This window comes from Caulobacter segnis, from assembly GCF_019931575.1.
GTDB classification, from domain to species: domain Bacteria; phylum Pseudomonadota; class Alphaproteobacteria; order Caulobacterales; family Caulobacteraceae; genus Caulobacter; species Caulobacter segnis_C.
In genome coordinates, this window is sequence record NZ_CP082923.1 from 4,083,391 (window position 1) to 4,099,317 (window position 15,927).

A 15,927-nucleotide genomic window follows, 5' to 3' on the forward strand; every position below is an offset into this window, starting at 1 on the left:
GGAGGCCGCCTTGATCGACACCCTGCCCCGGCGCGAACGCGAGGTCTTCGAGACGCTGTGCCGGCTGGAGGCCGGGACCACGGCTGAGGTGCGCGGCGCCCTGTCTGATCCGCTCAGCGACTCCGCCGTGCGCACCATGCTCTCGCGCCTGGAGGCCAAGGGCCTGATCGAGCGGACCAGCGGCCCCGAGGGGGTCCGCTACCGCCCGGCCCAGGAGACCGAAACCGTCGCGGTCGGGGCCCTGCGGCGGGTGATCGACACCTTCTTCGCCGGCTCGGCCGCCAGCGCCGCCAGCGCCCTGCTGGGCATGGGCCAGCGTCTGACGCCCGACGAAGCCGCCGCGCTCGAGGCGATGATCGACAACGCGGTCGAGACCAAGGCCCTGGGGGAGGACAAGTCGTGACCTGGACCCTGCTGTTCTCCCTGCTGGTCAAGTCCAGCATCGTCGCCGGCGGCGGCCTGGCCGGCGCCCGGTTCCTGACCCGCCGGCCGGTCGAGCGCGTCGACATCCTGCGCGCCGCCGTCTGCCTGCTGCTGGCCCTGCCGGCGATCATGAACATGCTGCCGCCGCTCGAGCTGGCGCTGCTGCCGCCGCTGCCGGCCGAGCCCGCCGTCGCGCCCCTGGCCGGCGGCCTTCCCGCGCCGACCGAGACGCCCCTGTGGTGGACCACGCCCGGCGCGATGATGGGCGGCGCCTGGCTGCTGGGCGCGGCGCTGATCGGCGGCCGCCTGGCCCTCGGCCTGCGCACCCTGGAGCGCTGGACCCGCAAGGGCCAGCCCGTGACCGACGCGGCCTGGCTGGCGCCGATCAAGACCCTGCCGCCGATCGACCGCCCAGGCGTGGTGGCCAGCGACCGCGTCGCCGGCCCGCTCAGCTGGGGCGTGGCGCCGGGGACCATCCTGCTGGACCCGGCCACCCTGGCCGAGCCCCGCGCCGCCCCGGCCATCATGGCCCACGAGCTGGCCCACCTGCGTCGCCACGACTGGATCTTCCTGATCCTGTCGCGCCTGACCCTGGCCATCTTCTGGTTCAACCCGCTGGTCTGGCGGCTGCACGCGACGCTGGCCGAGCGCGCCGAGGAAGCCGCCGACGCCGCCGCCCTGACCCATGTCGACCGCGCGCTCTACGCCCGCACCCTGGTGCGTCTGGCCGCGACGCCCGCCCCGCTCGGCGCCCCCAGGGAAGCCCTGGCCATGGCCGCCGACGCCAAGACGCTCAAGACGAGGATCGCCTGCATCATGACCGATACGCCCGAACGCCGCCGCCCCCTGACCGTGGGTCTCACCGTCGCCGCCCTGGCGATCGTCGCCACGCCCCTGGCCGCCTTCGGCCTGAGCCGTCAGATCGCGCCGCCCGCGCCGCCGGCTCCGCCCGTCGCGGTCACCAGCGCGCCCATGCCGCCCGCGCCGCCCGCCGAAGCGGCCCCGCCTGCGCCGCCCGCGCCGCCGGCTCGCCACGCGAGAACGGAGTCCGACGCCTACGACACGGTCCAGGCCCGCGCCCAGGCCGAATGGGATCGGAACCAGGCGCACGCCCAAGCCGAGTGGGCCAGGGCCCAAGCCGAGGCCGCGCGCGTCAACGCCGAGGAGATTCGCCGTCAGGTCGAAGCCCACCGCGACGAGATCGAGGCCGCCGCCCGCCTCGCCGCCCAGCAGGCGCGCCTTTCCGGCGAGGAAGCCCGTCGCATCGGCGAACAGGCCCGGCTTGCGGGCGAGGAGGCGCGCCGCGCCGGTGAACAGGCCCGCCGCGACGGCGAGCGCATCCGGGTCCAGGCCATGCGGCAGGCCCGTGTCGACATGGCCAAGGGCGCGGTCCAGATGCGCGACGGCGCCCGTCAGATGCGCGATGAGGCCGCTCGCCTGCGCGATCCGGCCTACCGCGCCAAGCAGATCCAGGACAACCGCGCTCGCGGCCACGACGTCACCGACGCCGAACTCCAGGACCTCTCCCGCCGTCTGCCAGGCCAGGCCGACGACCTGGAACGCCAGGCGGATCGGCTGGCCGAGCAGGTCAAGGACATGACCTGAGCCACGGGACAGGCATCCGAAAACAAAAACGCCCCGGTCCTGCGACCGGGGCGTCTTCGTATCTAAAGCCTGGATCCTCGGGACAAGCCCGAGGACATGCTTACGAGTCCAGGAAGCTCCGCAGCTTCCGCGACCGGCTCGGGTGCTTCAGCTTGCGCAGGGCCTTGGCCTCGATCTGGCGGATGCGTTCGCGGGTCACCGAGAACTGCTGGCCGACTTCTTCCAGCGTGTGGTCGGTGTTCATGCCGATGCCGAAGCGCATGCGCAGCACGCGTTCCTCACGCGGGGTCAGCGAGGCCAGCACGCGAGTGGTGGTTTCCCGCAGGTTCGACTGGATGGCGGCGTCGATCGGCAGGACGGCGTTCTTGTCCTCGATGAAGTCGCCCAGGTGGCTGTCTTCCTCGTCGCCGATCGGCGTTTCGAGGCTGATCGGCTCCTTGGCGATCTTCAGGACCTTGCGGACCTTTTCCAGCGGCATGGCCAGCTTCTCGGCCAGCTCTTCCGGGGTCGGCTCGCGGCCGATCTCGTGCAGCATCTGGCGGCTGGTGCGGACGATCTTGTTGATCGTCTCGATCATGTGCACCGGGATGCGGATGGTCCGCGCCTGGTCGGCGATCGAGCGGGTGATCGCCTGACGGATCCACCAGGTGGCGTAGGTCGAGAACTTGTAGCCGCGGCGATATTCGAACTTATCGACGGCCTTCATCAGGCCGATATTGCCTTCCTGGATCAGGTCCAGGAACTGCAGGCCGCGGTTGGTGTACTTCTTGGCGATCGAGATCACGAGGCGCAGGTTGGCCTCGACCATTTCCTTCTTGGCCTGACGGGCCTCGCGCTCGCCCTTCTGCACGGTCTGGACGATGCGGCGGTAGTCGTCGATCGGCACGCCGGTCTCGGTCGCCAGCGCGGCGATTTCCTGGCGGATGTCCAGGACCGACTGGTTGTCGTTCTCGACAAACTTGGTCCAGCGCACGCCCATGCCCTTGACCTGTTCCGACCAGGTCGGGTTCAGCTCGGAGCCGAAATAGGCCTTCAGGAACTCGCCGCGGCTGATGCCGTAGCTGTCGGCCAGGCGCAGCAGGCGGCCTTCCAGGCCGATCAGGCGCTTGTTGATCGCATAGAGCTGCTCGACCAGAGCCTCGATGCGGTTGTTGTTCAGCTTCAGCGTCTTCAGGTGCTGGATGATCGTCGCCGACAGGCCTTCGTAGGCCTTGCGATCGGCGTCCGACAGGTCTTCGCCCTTCAGGCGGCTGCCGACCAGCTTGTCCTGCAGCTTGCGGAAGCTTTCGAACTCGCTGGCGATGGCGTCCAGGATGGCCATCACGCCTTCGCGCAGTTCGCCTTCCATGGCGCTGACGGTCGGCCCCGCGCCATCGTCGAAATCGTCGTCGTCCTCGCCGCCTTCGCCCTCGGGCTTGGCTTCGCCGGCCTCGTCGTCGACAGGTTCGGCCGGCTCGGCCTCCTCGTCGGCGGCCGGCTGGGCGGCCACGCCGTTGATCGCGGCGTAGGTGGCTTCCAGGTCGATGACCTCACGCAGCAGGATGCGGCCGGTGCCCAGTTCCTCGCGCCACACCATGATGGCTTCGAAGGTCAGGGCGGACTCGCAGAGGCCGCGGATCATGGTGTCGCGGCCGGCCTCGATGCGCTTGGCGATGGCGATTTCGCCCTCGCGCGACAGCAGCTCCACCGAACCCATCTCGCGCAGGTACATGCGCACGGGGTCGTCGGTGCGGTCGTAGGCGGCCGGCTTGTCGCTGGTGATGACCGTGGTGTTCTCGTCGCGGGTGGCGACCTCGCCGCCCTCCGAGCCCTCGGCGTCCTCTTCGGCCTCGACCACGTTGACGCCCATCTCGCTGAGCATGGCCAAGGTGTCTTCGATGGCGTCCGGGCTGACTTCCTCGGACGGCAGCACCTTGTTCAGCTCGTCCATGGTGACGTAGCCGCGGGCTTTCGCCTGCTTGATGAACTTCTTGACGCCGGCGTCGGTCAGGTCGAGCAGCGGACCATCGCCACCGGTGGCTTCGGGCGCTTCCGTCTCGGCCGAGGAATTGTTGCTCATCAAGCTCTCCGAAATCGACGCCGGCCGGTCTGTGCAAGAGCGGCGCCGAGAAAATCCGTTTCGAAAAGGACTGCCTTGGTCGGTCGGCGCTGTGATTCAGCGCACTCCCAGTGATCACGTTCCCGTCAGACGTCGCTCAAGCGCGCTCTTTCGCCATGTGCGAACGCTCCGCGGGAGACCCGGCGGAGGCCGTAAGGCGTGAGCGCGGCCTGGCGTCTTCCCTGAAAGGGTCAACGACCGCTGGGGACCTGTGGCAGCGGCGAGGGTGACATCCTGTTTCGAATGAGGGCGCGCGCTTCGGCGGCCCGGCCGATGTCAGTCAGCTGCTTGGCAGTTCCTTGAGTCGGCATGTGGCTTTGGGTGACGCCAGTGTCAAGATGTGAAGCGTCCGCGACCGCAAAGATTTGCGGCTCTTTTCCTCGCCTCTTCGCCCTTTTCCCGCTTTCCCCGGCGAAAGCCGGGGCCCAGATTCAGCCTGAGTGGTTGGGCGGATACGCCCCGGCGCCTCGGCCGAATGACCAATGCCCTGGGTTCGACCTGGGCCCCGGCTTTCGCCGGGGAAGTGGGTTGTGGGAGCTACGGGGAGACGGGTGGAGCTACTGCGCCCCGCGCCAGAACTCCAGATTGCTGATCTGGCGCTGCAGCACGGCGATGCGGTCGCGCAGGTCGCGGGTGGCCGCCAGGCTGGCGGCGGTCACGTCCTCACGGCGCATGCCGTCCAGGGCGCGCTCGGAATCGGCGATCTCGATCACCGCCTCGTAGCAGGCCGCCCACAGCGCCCGCGCCTTGGCCGGGTCGTAGCGGGCGTCCAGGAACGGAGCATCGGACTGGGCGACGCGCTCGACCTCGGCCAGGGGCTCGGACAGGCCCTTGCGCGACAGGCGCTCTCGCAGCGGAACATCGTCGCCGTGGTCGTCGCACAGGGCCAGGAACAGCTCGTGGGCCAGGGGCTGCAGGCGCGGATCGCCGAAGCCGACCCGCTCTATGGCCTCGTCATAGGCGCGCGCCCAGCCGGGATGGTCGATAGCCGCCAGGGCGATGGCGGCGCTGAACGGCTTGATGCGCCCGACGATCTGGGCCTTGGCGATCGGCCGCAGGCCGGGGTCCGGCGGCTCGCGCTTGCCGTTGCGCCAGGTTCCGCCGCCGCCATTGCGCGGGGTGAAGGGCCGGCCGCCGTCGCGGAAGCCGCCTCCGCCGCCGCCATAGCCGCCGCCGTCCTGGGGCGGTCCCGGCCGCGCGCGCTGGAACAGCGCGTCATAACGTTCGCGCAGGTCGTCCTTGTAGGCCTGGGCCAGGTCCTTGTCGGCGATGGTCCCGGCCGCCGCGCGCAGGCGCTGGCGCAGGCCGGCCTTGCGCTCGGGGGTGTCCAGCGGCTCCAGGTCCCGCTCGCGCTCGAACAGGGCGACGACGAAGGGCTTGGTGTCCGAGAGCTGCCCGCGCAGCGCGTCCGCCCCCTGCTCGCGCAGCACGTCGTCGGGGTCCTTGCCGCCGACCGGCATCGAGAAGCGGAACGAGCGACCAGGCTTGAGCAGCGGCAGGGCGCGGTCGATGGCCCGGTGGGCGGCGCGCTGTCCAGCCTTGTCGCCGTCGAAGCAGAGCGTGGGCTCGGGATGCAGGCGCCACAGGGCCTCCATCTGCTCCTCGGTCAGGGCCGTGCCCATGGCCGCCACGGCCGGCACGTTGGCGCGCTGGCAGGCGATGACATCCATATAACCCTCGACCACCACCATCGGCGTGCGCTCGTTCGGAGTAGCGCTCTGGTTGGCGTGCAAGATCTTGCGGGCCTCGAACAGGCCGTACAGCACCCGCCCCTTGTGGAAGAGGCCGGTCTCGGGACCGTTCAGGTATTTGGCGCGGGCGTTGGGATCCATCGCCCGACCGCCGAACGACACGACCTTTCCCCGGCTGTCGGTGATCGGGAAGATGATGCGGTCGCGGAAGCGGTCGTAAGGCTGGCCGCCGTCCTCGGGCGAGATCAGCACCCCGGCGTCCACCAGATCGCCCGGCTTGGCGCCCTTGGCGATCAGATAGTCCTTTAGGGCCGTGCGGTTGTTGGGCGAGAAGCCGATGCGGAAGCGGCTCCACTCGGTCTCGGGCAGGCCGCGCTTTTCGAGGTAGGCGCGGGCCGTCTGGCCGCCGGGACGGCGCAGCTCGGCCTCGAACCAGGCGGTGGCCAGCTCCATCCAGTCGCCCAGGGACGAGCGCTTCTGCTCCTCGCGGGCGGCGTGCGGGTCGACGGCGGGCAGGCTCATGCCGGCCTCGGCCGCCAGCCGCTCGACGGCCTCGGCGAAGGTCAGCCGCTCGGTCTCCTGCAGGAAGCTGATGATGTCGCCGTGCTTGCCGCTGGAGAAGCAGTGATAGAAGCCCTTCTCGTCATTGACGAAGAACGAGGGGCTCTTCTCCTTGGTGAACGGCGACAGCCCCGCGTACTCACGCCCCTGCCGCCGCAGCTTCACCGTCTTGCCGACGACGTCGGACGGGCGAAGGCGGGACTTCAGTTCTTCGAGGAAGCGGTCGTCGAAACGCATCTAGGGCGGGGGCCGATCGGTGGATCGCGCATCATAGTGAAGCGGGAGGGCGTCGATATCGGACGTCGGCGCTTCGCCCACAAGTTTGCTGAGTCTGTGGATATCTCAAGCGCGGCATTAGGAACATCGACTCCTGCCCGCCCGTTTTGAAAGCCGGGGCGCCTCGACGCGCCCGCAGCTTCCAAGAACGCCACGGAGAAGACCCATGCCCCAGAGATGGAATGACCGCGAAGGCCGCTTCGACGTCGAGCCCGACGGCGATTTCGACCGCGAGCGCGGCTATGGCTACGACGCCTCGCGACGCCGGGACCCGGCCTATGACAACAGATCCACCTACGAGAATTCAGGCTATGAGGCGTCTCGCGGCCCCGAAGCCTATCGCGGCGAACGGCCCCGTCGCCGCGGCGGCGAGTTCCTGCGCGCGGCCCAGCAGGGCGGCGACATCGGCTATGGCCGCACGCGGTCGGGCGCCGACTACGGGGCCGGCGCGAGCGGTTCTCGCGGACCGGGCGACTGGGGCCGCGTGGGCGGTCACGACTTCGGCGGCGCGACCGGCGACTACGGCTCCAGCGGCTATTCCAGCCGCACCGCCGACTATGGCGACGAGCGCTATTTCGACCACCGCGACCGAGGCCGAGACGGCGCCTATGGCGACTACAACCCCTACCGGTCGTTCGGTCCGCGCGGCGGCCCCGGTGACGGACGACGACCGCACCACGAGGAACGCACCTGGTTCGATCGGGCCCGCGACGAGGTCTCCTCGTGGATGGGCGACCAGGACGCCCTACACCGCCGCGAGGCCGACGGCGCCCATCGCGGGCGCGGGCCCAAGGGCTACCGTCGCTCGGACGAGCGCATCCGCGAGGACGTCAGCGACCGCCTGACCGACGACAGCTGGCTGGACGCCCACGGCGTCGAGGTCTCGGTGTCCGACGGCGACGTCACCCTGAGCGGCACGGTCCGCTCGCGCGAGGACAAGAAGCGCGCCGAGGCCCTGGCCGAGAGCGTCGGCGGCGTCGACAACGTCCAGAACAACCTGCGGGTCGACCGCGGGACGGACACGACGGCGTCGACCGCGCCACTGTCGGATCCGATGTAGCCCTCAATCCTCCCCTAGTGGGGGAGGTGTCGGCTCGAAGAGACGACGGAGGGGGAATAGGCAAGCTCGCCACACTCCCCCTCCAGCCTTCGGCCAGTCTCCCCCGCTGGGGGAGGATCTACCATCCGCATACCCACGTTCTGCGCGTCGCGGCCAACTTGGCCTCGACAAGTGGGTGTTAACGCCACAAACATCCCGGCTTCTCGCCGCGGGAGGGAGCCCGCGCGCCGCATTTGGGGTGTTTCGTGAAAGCGCTGTTCTTCTCCGTCTCCGTCCTGTCCCTGGCCGCGACGGCCGCCCTGGCTCAGCAGCCCCTGCCGGAGTCGGCGCCGCCCACCCCGCCGATCGAGGCGCCGCGCGACGTTCCCTATGTCGGCCCGCTCAAGCTGACCGTCGACGCTACCGATCTGGACCGCAAGATCTGGAACGTCACCACGACCATCCCGGTCAGCAAGGCCGGCGACTTCGTGTTCCTGTATCCGCAGTGGGTCCCGGGCGGCCACTCGCCGCGCAACGACCTGGACAAGCTGGCGGGCCTGGTCGTCACCGCGGGCGGCAAGCGCATCCCGTGGACGCGCGACGTCGTGCAGGTCAACGCCTTCCACGTCGACGTCCCGGCCGGCGTCAGCGCGCTGGAGATCAGCTACCAGTTCCTGACCGCCGTCGAGGCCAAGGTCGGCCGCACCGAGGTCACGCCCGAGATGCTGAACCTGCAGTGGCTGCAGGTGACGATGTATCCGGCCGGCTACTACACCCGCAGATCCCGATCGAGGCCAGCGTCAAGCTGCCGGAGGGCTGGAAGCTGGCCACCGCGCTGGAGACCGCCTCGACCTCCGGCCAGGTCACGACCTTCAAGCCGACCACGGTCGAGACCCTGGTCGACTCGCCGATCTTCGCGGGCAAGTACTTCAAGTCGATCGACCTGGATCCGACCGGCCCGGCTCCCGTGCGCCTGAACCTGGTGGCCGACAGCCCCGAGCTGCTGGAGGCCAAGCCCGAGCAGATCCAGATCCACAAGGATCTCGTGCAGCAGGCCTACAAGCTGTACGGCTCGCACCATTACGACCACTATGACTTCCTGGTCGCCCTGTCGGACAAGATCGGCGGCATCGGCCTGGAGCACCACCGCTCGTCCGAGAACCGCGTGGTCCCGAAATACTTCACCGAGTGGGACAAGAGCTTCGTCGGCCGCGACCTGCTCAGCCACGAATACACCCACTCGTGGAACGGCAAGTTCCGCCGCGCCGCCGACCTGTGGACCCCGAACCTGAACGTGCCGATGCGCGACAGCATGATGTGGGTCTACGAGGGCCAGACCCAGTACTGGGGCAACGTCCTGGCCGCCCGTTCGGGCCTGCTGACCAAGCAACAGGCGCTGGACAGCCTGGCCGCCACCGCCGCCGCCTACGACAACCGCCGCGGCCGCGACTGGCGTCCGGTGCAGGACACCACCAACGACCCGATCATCGCCAACCGCAAGCCGCTGTCCTGGCTCTCGTACCAGCGCAGCGAGGACTACTATTCGGAAGGCCTGCTGGTCTGGCTCGACGCCGACACGCTGATCCGCGAGAAGACCGGCGGCAAGAAGTCGCTGGACGACTTCGCCAAGGCCTTCTTCGGCGTCGACAACGGCTCGTATGTGCCGCGCACCTACACCTTCGACGACGTGGTCAGCACGCTGAACGGCGTGGTGGCCAACGACTGGGCCACGTTCCTGAAGACTCGCATCCAGGACGTCCAGGAAAAGGCCCCGCTCGATGGCTTCGCGCGCGGCGGCTACAAGGTGGTCTACACCGACACCCAGACCGAGTTCATGAAGACGGCCGAGAGCAAGGCCAAGAACACCGCCCTGCCCTACGCGCTGGGCCTGACGGTGGGCTCGGACGGCGTGCTGACCGACGTGCAGTGGGGCGGCCCGGCGTTCAAGGCCGGCCTGACCCAAGGACTGACGGTGGTCGCGGTCAACGGCGAGGCCTTCGACGGCGACAAGCTGAAGGCCGCCGTCACCGCCGCGGTGAAGCCCGAGAACCCGCTGGTCGAGCTGCTGATCAAGGACGGCTCGCGCTACCGGATGGTCAAGATCGACTACCGCGGCGGCCTGCGCTACCCGCGCCTGGAGAAGATCGCCGGGGTTCCAAGCCGCCTCGACGACATCCTGACGCCGCGCAAATAATTAACCATGCTCGCCGCCAGGTTGCGAACTGTTCGCGGCCTGCGACGATTTGGGGAAGAGCGGAAGGGCGGCCTCTGTGTCACCTTTCCGACTGTTCAATCCCTCTGAACGCGTACCGAAAAGGGCCCGCCCCCTCCCAAGCGGGCCCTTTTTTGTGTCTGCGGTTCGGGCCTAGTCGGCGACGGGCGGCGGCGGCAGCGGAGACGGCAGCTTCACGTCCTGATCGACATAGGCCGTCATCACCGTGCCCTTCTTGATGCTGACGTCCTTGCCCCGGATGAAGGGCGCGGCCGGCCAGAACAGGATCACCGTCGCGACCGTGGCGCCCACGCGGGTCTCGCCCTTGGAGCCGCGGTTGGCGCGCAGCCGGACGCGGTCGTCGCCGACCTTCATGTAGAGCAGGCGGACGTTCAGCTTGCCGTTCTTGCCCAGCATGCCGTTGTCGCGCGCCTCGACCACCTCGCCCACGCCGCGATAGCCCGCGCGCAGGATGGTTCCGTCGGACAGCTTGACGTCCTCGTCCAGGCTGACCGTGAACCGGTCGCCTTCGTGGGCCGTCTGGCTGGAGATCGCGTCCTCGAGACGCATCGCCAGTTCGGCGCCCTCCGGAATGACGGTTTCGGCGAAGGCCGACGTGGACGCGAGCAGCGCCAGGCCGCCCAGCGCGGCGGCGAATTTGACTTTCATAGATTCCCCCCAGAAGTCGAACCTCAGGCTTAAGGTCAAGCTCGCATCGCGTCTAGGACGCGCTACCGGACTTGGGTCCGCAGAGGTTGAAACGCGCGAACGCCTCCTGCCACGGGTGTTGGCGTCCGGTCGGCGGGACCGGTATCCTCGACTCTCCGTCAACCGCGAGACCCAAGATGCGGGAAAGTCCCGAGCTGCAGCGCGTCACGACCGAGTACGTGGTCACCGAGGACCGGATCCGGCTTTCGGGCGCGACGGCCGACGACCAGACCGTGGTGCTGTGGCTGACCCAGCGGCTGCTGAACCTGCTGGCGCCGCAGCTGACGGGGTGGCTAGAGCGGCAGGGCGCCTCCGAGGTGATGGACAGCGAACTGGCCCAGGGCTTCGCCCAGGAGGCGGCCGAGGCGTCGCTGGCCGCCGAGCCGGCGGTCCAGGCCGCGTCGCCCGCCGGCGCCTGGCTGATCGAGTCGGTGGACATCCACATCGGAACGGACGGCGTGGTCCTGACCTTCAAGTCCGAGGAGGGTGTGGTCGCCAACCTGACCCTGATGACCCAGGCCCTGCGGCAATGGCTGGGCATCGTGCGCGGCCAGTACGGCGTGGGCGGGTGGCCGAAGGATGTCTGGCCAACCTGGATGGGCGAGACTCACGCCCTGACGGCCAAACCCTCGACCACCGCCCTGCACTGAACCCGCGCGCCAGAAATGAGACCGGTACCATTTCTGGCTTGAGTGGTCTGACAACTGCCCCCATAGTGCCTGGCAACAGCGGCCCTTGAGAGCCGCCAACGCCATTGCGCAGCCTCGGGGAAACACCAGGATGACCACCACCCTCACCCGCCGCCTGTTCGGCGCGAGCCTCGCCGCCCTCTCGGCCGCCGCCATGCCGGGCCTGGTCCAGGCCGCCGAGAAGGCCGCCAAGACCTCAGGCGACAAGCCGCTCTACAAGGATCCGGCCCAGCCGATCGACGCCCGCGTCCGGGACCTGCTGGGTCGCATGACGCTGGAAGAGAAGGCCGCCCAGCTGATCGGCATCTGGCTGACCAAGGCCAAGATCCAGACCCCCGAGGGCGAGTTCTCGCCGGAAGAAGCCAGCAAGAACTTCCCCAACGGCCTGGGCCAGATCTCGCGCCCGTCCGACCGCAAGGGCCTCAAGCCCGCCACCGTGGTCGACGCGGCCGCCGGCGCCGACGACGGCGCGGTCAACCGCAACGCCAAGGAAACCGCGCGCTACACCAACGCCGCCCAGAAGTGGGCCGTCGAGAAGACGCGCCTGGGCATCCCGCTGCTGATGCACGACGAGGCCCTGCACGGCTATGTCGCCCGCGACGCGACCAGCTTCCCGCAGGCCATCGCCCTGGCCTCGACCTTCGACCCCGAGCTGACCGAGAAGATCTTCGCCGTCGCCGCCCGCGAGATGCGCGCCCGGGGTTCGAACCTGGCGCTGGCGCCCGTGGTCGACGTGGCCCGCGACCCGCGCTGGGGCCGCATCGAGGAGACCTATGGCGAGGACCCGCACGTCTGCGCCGAGATCGGCCTGGCCGCCATTCGCGGCTTCCAGGGGACCACCCTGCCGCTGGCCAAGGACAAGGTCTTCGTCACCCTCAAGCACATGACCGGCCACGGCCAGCCCGAGAACGGCACCAATGTCGGCCCTGCCCAGATCGCCGAGCGCACCCTGCGCGAGAACTTCTTCCCGCCGTTCGAACGGGCGGTGACCGAGCTGCCGGTCCGCGCGGTCATGCCGTCCTACAACGAGATCGACGGCGTCCCCTCGCACGCCAACCGCTGGCTGCTGACCAAGGTGCTGCGCGAGGAGTGGGGCTACAAGGGCTCGATCCAGAGCGACTACTTCGCGATCAAGGAGCTGATCGCCCGCCACAAGCTGACCGCCGACCTCGGCGAGACGGCGGTGATGGCCATGCACGCCGGCGTCGACGTCGAGCTGCCCGACGGCGAGGCCTACGCCCTGATCCCCGAACTGGTGAAGGCCGGCCGCATCCCGCAGTTCGAGATCGACGCCGCCGTGGCCCGCGTCCTGACCATGAAGTTCGAGGGCGGACTGTTCGAGAACCCCTACTGCGACGAGAAGACGGCCGACGCCAAGACGGCCACGCCCGACGCCGTCGCCCTGGCCCGCGAGGCCGCCCGCAAGGCCGTGGTCCTGCTGAAGAACGACAAGGGCTTGTTGCCGCTGGACGGCAAGAAGGTCAAACGCGTCGCCTTGCTTGGCACGCACGCCAAGGACACCCCGATCGGCGGCTATTCCGACATCCCGCGCCACGTGGTCTCGATCCACGAGGGCCTGACCGCCGAGGCCAAGGCGCAGGGCTTCGCCCTGGACTACGCCGAGGCCGTGCGGATCACGGAGTCGCGCATCTGGGCGCAGGACGAGGTCAAGCTGGTCGACCCGGCCGTCAACGCCAAGCTGATCGCCGAGGCCGTCGCGGTCGCCAAGAACGCCGACGTCGTCGTGATGGTGCTGGGCGACAACGAGCAGACCAGCCGCGAGGCCTGGGCCGACACGCACCTGGGCGACCGCGACAGCCTGGATCTGATCGGCCAGCAGAACGATCTGGCCAAGGCGATCTTCGACCTGGGCAAGCCGACGGTGGTGTTCCTGCTGAACGGCCGTCCGCTGTCGATCAACCTGCTGGCCCAGCGCGCCGACGCCATCATCGAGGGCTGGTACCTCGGCGAGCAGACCGGCAACGCCGCCGCCGACGTGCTGTTCGGCCGCGCCAATCCGGGCGGCAAGCTGCCGGTCAGCATCGCCCGCGACGTCGGCCAGCTGCCGATCTACTACAACCGCAAGCCCACGGCCCGCCGGGGCTACCTGCTGGGCGACACCAGCCCGCTGTACCCGTTCGGCTTTGGCCTGTCGTACACCACCTTCGACATCTCGGCCCCGCGCCTGGCCAAGGCCAGGATCGGCCAGGGCGAGACCGTCAAGGTCGAGGTCGACGTGGCCAACACCGGCAAGGTCGCCGGCGACGAGGTGGTGCAGCTCTACATCCACGACGAGGCCGCCTCGGTGACCCGTCCGGTGCTGGAACTGAAGCACTTCAAGCGCGTGACCCTGGCCCCCGGCGCCAAGACCACGGTGAGCTTCGAGATCAAGCCGTCGGACCTGTGGATGTGGAACCTGGACATGAAGCGCGTGGTCGAGCCGGGCGACTTCAAGATCCTGGTGGGTCCGAACTCGGTGGACCTGAAGACGGCGACGCTGACGGTGGCGTGAGGCCACGCTCAGCACTTCCAAAAATCCGATCTCCCCGGCGAAAGCTGGGGCCCAGATCGAACCCAGAGCTTAAGGGAACTTGCCAAAGCTGTAGGCGGGCCCTCCCAAACCGCTCAGGATGAATCTGGCCCCGGGCTTTCGCCGGGGAAACGGAGTTAAGTGATACCGCCCAAGAGAGGCGGACGGAGGAGAACACCCATGCGCCGCGCCTTGCCGATCCTGCTGGCCGCCCTCGCCGCCTCGCCCGCCGCCGCCCAGTCTCTCTTGAACGGCCTGTTCTCCGACCACGCCGTGGTCCAGCGCGACCGGCCCCTGCCCGTGTTCGGAACCGCCAAGCCGGGCGAGACGGTCACCGCGTCCTTCGCCGGCCAGACCCTGAGCGCCAAGGCCGGCCCCGACGGCGCCTGGCGTGTCGACTTCCCGGCCACGCCCGCCGGCGGCCCGTATACCATCGCCGCCTCCACGCCCTCGGCCAGCGCCACGGCCAGCGACGTGCTGGTCGGCGACGTCTGGCTGTGCTCGGGCCAGTCGAACATGGAGATGCAGGTCGGCGCCTCGGGCGACGCCTGGAACCAGATCAACAACGGCGCGCCCAACGACACCATCCGCATGGCGACGATCGAGAAGGCCGACGGCCGCGCGCCCGCCGCCGACTACAAGAAGCCGCCCGTCTGGAAGCCGACCAACAAGGACACCGTCGGCGGCTTCTCGGCCAGCTGCTTCTACTTCGCCCGCGAGCTGCAGAAGACGCGCAAGGTTCCGCTGGGCCTGGTCCACGCCTCGTGGGGCGGATCGGGCATCGAGGCCTGGCTGACGCCCGCCGCCCTGCACAAGGTCGGCGGCTACGACATCGCCATCCAGACCCTGGACCTCTCGATCAAGGACCCCGTCGCCGCCAACCGGCTGTGGGGCGAGACGATGAAGAACTGGTGGGGCGCCAAGCATCCGGGCGAGACGCCGACCGCGCCCTGGACGGGCGCCGGCGCCTGGACCGCCGCGCCCGAAGGCCTGGGCGTCTGGGAACGCTGGGGCGTCCCGGCCCTGGCCGACTTCAACGGCGTGGTCTGGTTCAAGACCGAGGTGACGCTGACCGCCGCCCAGGCCAAGCAGGCCGCCACCCTGACCGTCGGCCAGGTCGACGAGATGGACACCACCTATGTCAACGGCGCGGGCATAGGCGCGACCTCGGGTTCGTGGTTGGACCGGTCCTATCCGCTGGCGGCCGGAACGCTGAAGGCCGGCAAGAACACGATCGTGGTCGCGGCCTACGACACCTACGCGAATGGCGGCATGTACGGCGATCCGGCCAAGCGGGCCCTGACCCTGGCCGACGGGACACGCCTGCCGCTGGCTGCCTGGACATACCGCATCGAGCCCCGCATCGGCGTCGATCCGCCCCGCGCGCCGTGGGACACCCTGGCCGGCGTCTCGACCCTCTACAACGGCATGCTCGCGCCCATGGGGCCTTACGCCTATGCGGGCGTCGCCTGGTACCAGGGCGAGACCAATGTCGGCCGCGACCAGACCTACGCCCCACTGCTGCAGGCGCTGATGGCAGAGCGCCGCCAGGGCCAGGCCGCCGCCCTGCCGTTCCTGGTGGTGCAGCTGGCCAACTACGGCGCCTTCGCCGAGCGGCCCGGCCCCGCGCCCACCGCCGCCCTGCGCGACGCCCAGCGCCGCGCCGTCGCCGCCGACGGTCACGCCGGCCTGGCGGTCACCCACGACATCGGCGATCCCTACGACATCCACCCCGGTAACAAGCAGGAGGTCGGCCGCCGCCTGGCCCTCGCCGCCCGCCGCCTGTACGGCGAGGCCGTGACCACCGGGCCCGAGGTCGTCTCGGCCAAACGCAGCGGCGACACCGTCGTGGTCAGTTTCGCCCAGGTCGGCGGCGGCCGGCTGGTCGCGCGCCAATCCGACCGCGTGATCGGCTTCGAGCTGTGCGACGCGGCCTGCCGCTGGGTCGACGGGCGGATCGACGGCTCGACCGTGGTGCTGGCGGGCGCGGGGACCAAGGTCCGCTTCGCCTGGGCCGACAGCCCGGTGTTCAACCTGTTCGACGCGGCGGGCCTGCCCGCGGGGCCGTTCGAGATCGAGGTGAACTAGGTCCGCC

9 protein-coding genes and 1 pseudogene are annotated in these 15,927 nt (G+C 69.5%); 7 read left to right on the forward strand and 3 right to left on the reverse strand.

What is annotated here, in order from left to right:
- Positions 1-10 precede the first annotated feature (10 nt).
- The gene (locus tag K8940_RS18890; protein ID WP_223391606.1) at positions 11-403 is read left to right on the forward strand and encodes a BlaI/MecI/CopY family transcriptional regulator; all 393 of its coding nucleotides are present in this window, start codon (positions 11-13) and stop codon (positions 401-403) included.
- Positions 400-2,028 carry a M56 family metallopeptidase gene (locus tag K8940_RS18895; protein WP_223391607.1) on the forward strand — a complete coding sequence of 543 codons (1,629 nt, stop codon included), beginning with the start codon at positions 400-402 and terminating at the stop codon, positions 2,026-2,028. The genes K8940_RS18890 and K8940_RS18895 overlap by 4 nt, the downstream gene beginning before the upstream one ends.
- A gap of 100 nt (positions 2,029-2,128) precedes the next feature.
- On the opposite strand, the gene rpoD is transcribed toward K8940_RS18895, so the two are convergent.
- Together rpoD and dnaG are read right to left on the reverse strand one after the other, a co-directional pair.
- On the reverse strand, positions 2,129-4,087 hold the full coding sequence (gene rpoD, locus K8940_RS18900) for an RNA polymerase sigma factor RpoD (RefSeq protein WP_223391608.1): 1,959 nt from the start codon (positions 4,085-4,087) through the stop codon (positions 2,129-2,131).
- Between the two features lie 596 nt (positions 4,088-4,683).
- Positions 4,684-6,615, reverse strand: a complete 1,932-nt coding sequence (gene dnaG / locus K8940_RS18905; RefSeq protein WP_223391609.1) for a DNA primase — start codon at positions 6,613-6,615, stop codon at positions 4,684-4,686.
- 205 nt (positions 6,616-6,820) lie between these two features.
- Here dnaG and K8940_RS18910 point away from each other — a divergent pair, with 205 nt between their 5' ends.
- Entirely contained in the window at positions 6,821-7,714 is an 894-nt protein-coding gene (locus tag K8940_RS18910) for a BON domain-containing protein (RefSeq protein ID WP_223391610.1), read from the forward strand.
- A gap of 233 nt (positions 7,715-7,947) precedes the next feature.
- A pseudogene (locus K8940_RS18915) lies at positions 7,948-9,887 on the forward strand (M61 family metallopeptidase).
- 171 nt (positions 9,888-10,058) lie between these two features.
- Here K8940_RS18915 and K8940_RS18920 read toward each other — a convergent pair.
- Positions 10,059-10,574, reverse strand: a complete 516-nt coding sequence (locus K8940_RS18920; protein ID WP_223391611.1) for a hypothetical protein — start codon at positions 10,572-10,574, stop codon at positions 10,059-10,061.
- A 176-nt stretch (positions 10,575-10,750) separates the two neighbouring features.
- On the opposite strand from K8940_RS18920, the gene K8940_RS18925 reads away from it, so the two are divergent.
- The 3 genes from K8940_RS18925 (at position 10,751) to K8940_RS18935 (ending at position 15,920) form a co-directional block, all read left to right on the forward strand.
- Positions 10,751-11,263 carry a hypothetical protein gene (locus K8940_RS18925; protein WP_223391612.1) on the forward strand — a complete coding sequence of 171 codons (513 nt, stop codon included), beginning with the start codon at positions 10,751-10,753 and terminating at the stop codon, positions 11,261-11,263.
- A gap of 130 nt (positions 11,264-11,393) precedes the next feature.
- Positions 11,394-13,814 (forward strand): glycoside hydrolase family 3 N-terminal domain-containing protein, encoded by a 2,421-nt coding sequence (locus K8940_RS18930; protein ID WP_223391613.1) that lies wholly within the window; start codon positions 11,394-11,396, stop codon positions 13,812-13,814.
- 198 nt (positions 13,815-14,012) lie between these two features.
- The gene (locus K8940_RS18935; RefSeq protein ID WP_223391614.1) at positions 14,013-15,920 is read left to right on the forward strand and encodes a sialate O-acetylesterase; all 1,908 of its coding nucleotides are present in this window, start codon (positions 14,013-14,015) and stop codon (positions 15,918-15,920) included.
- The last annotated feature ends 7 nt before the right edge of the window (positions 15,921-15,927 follow it).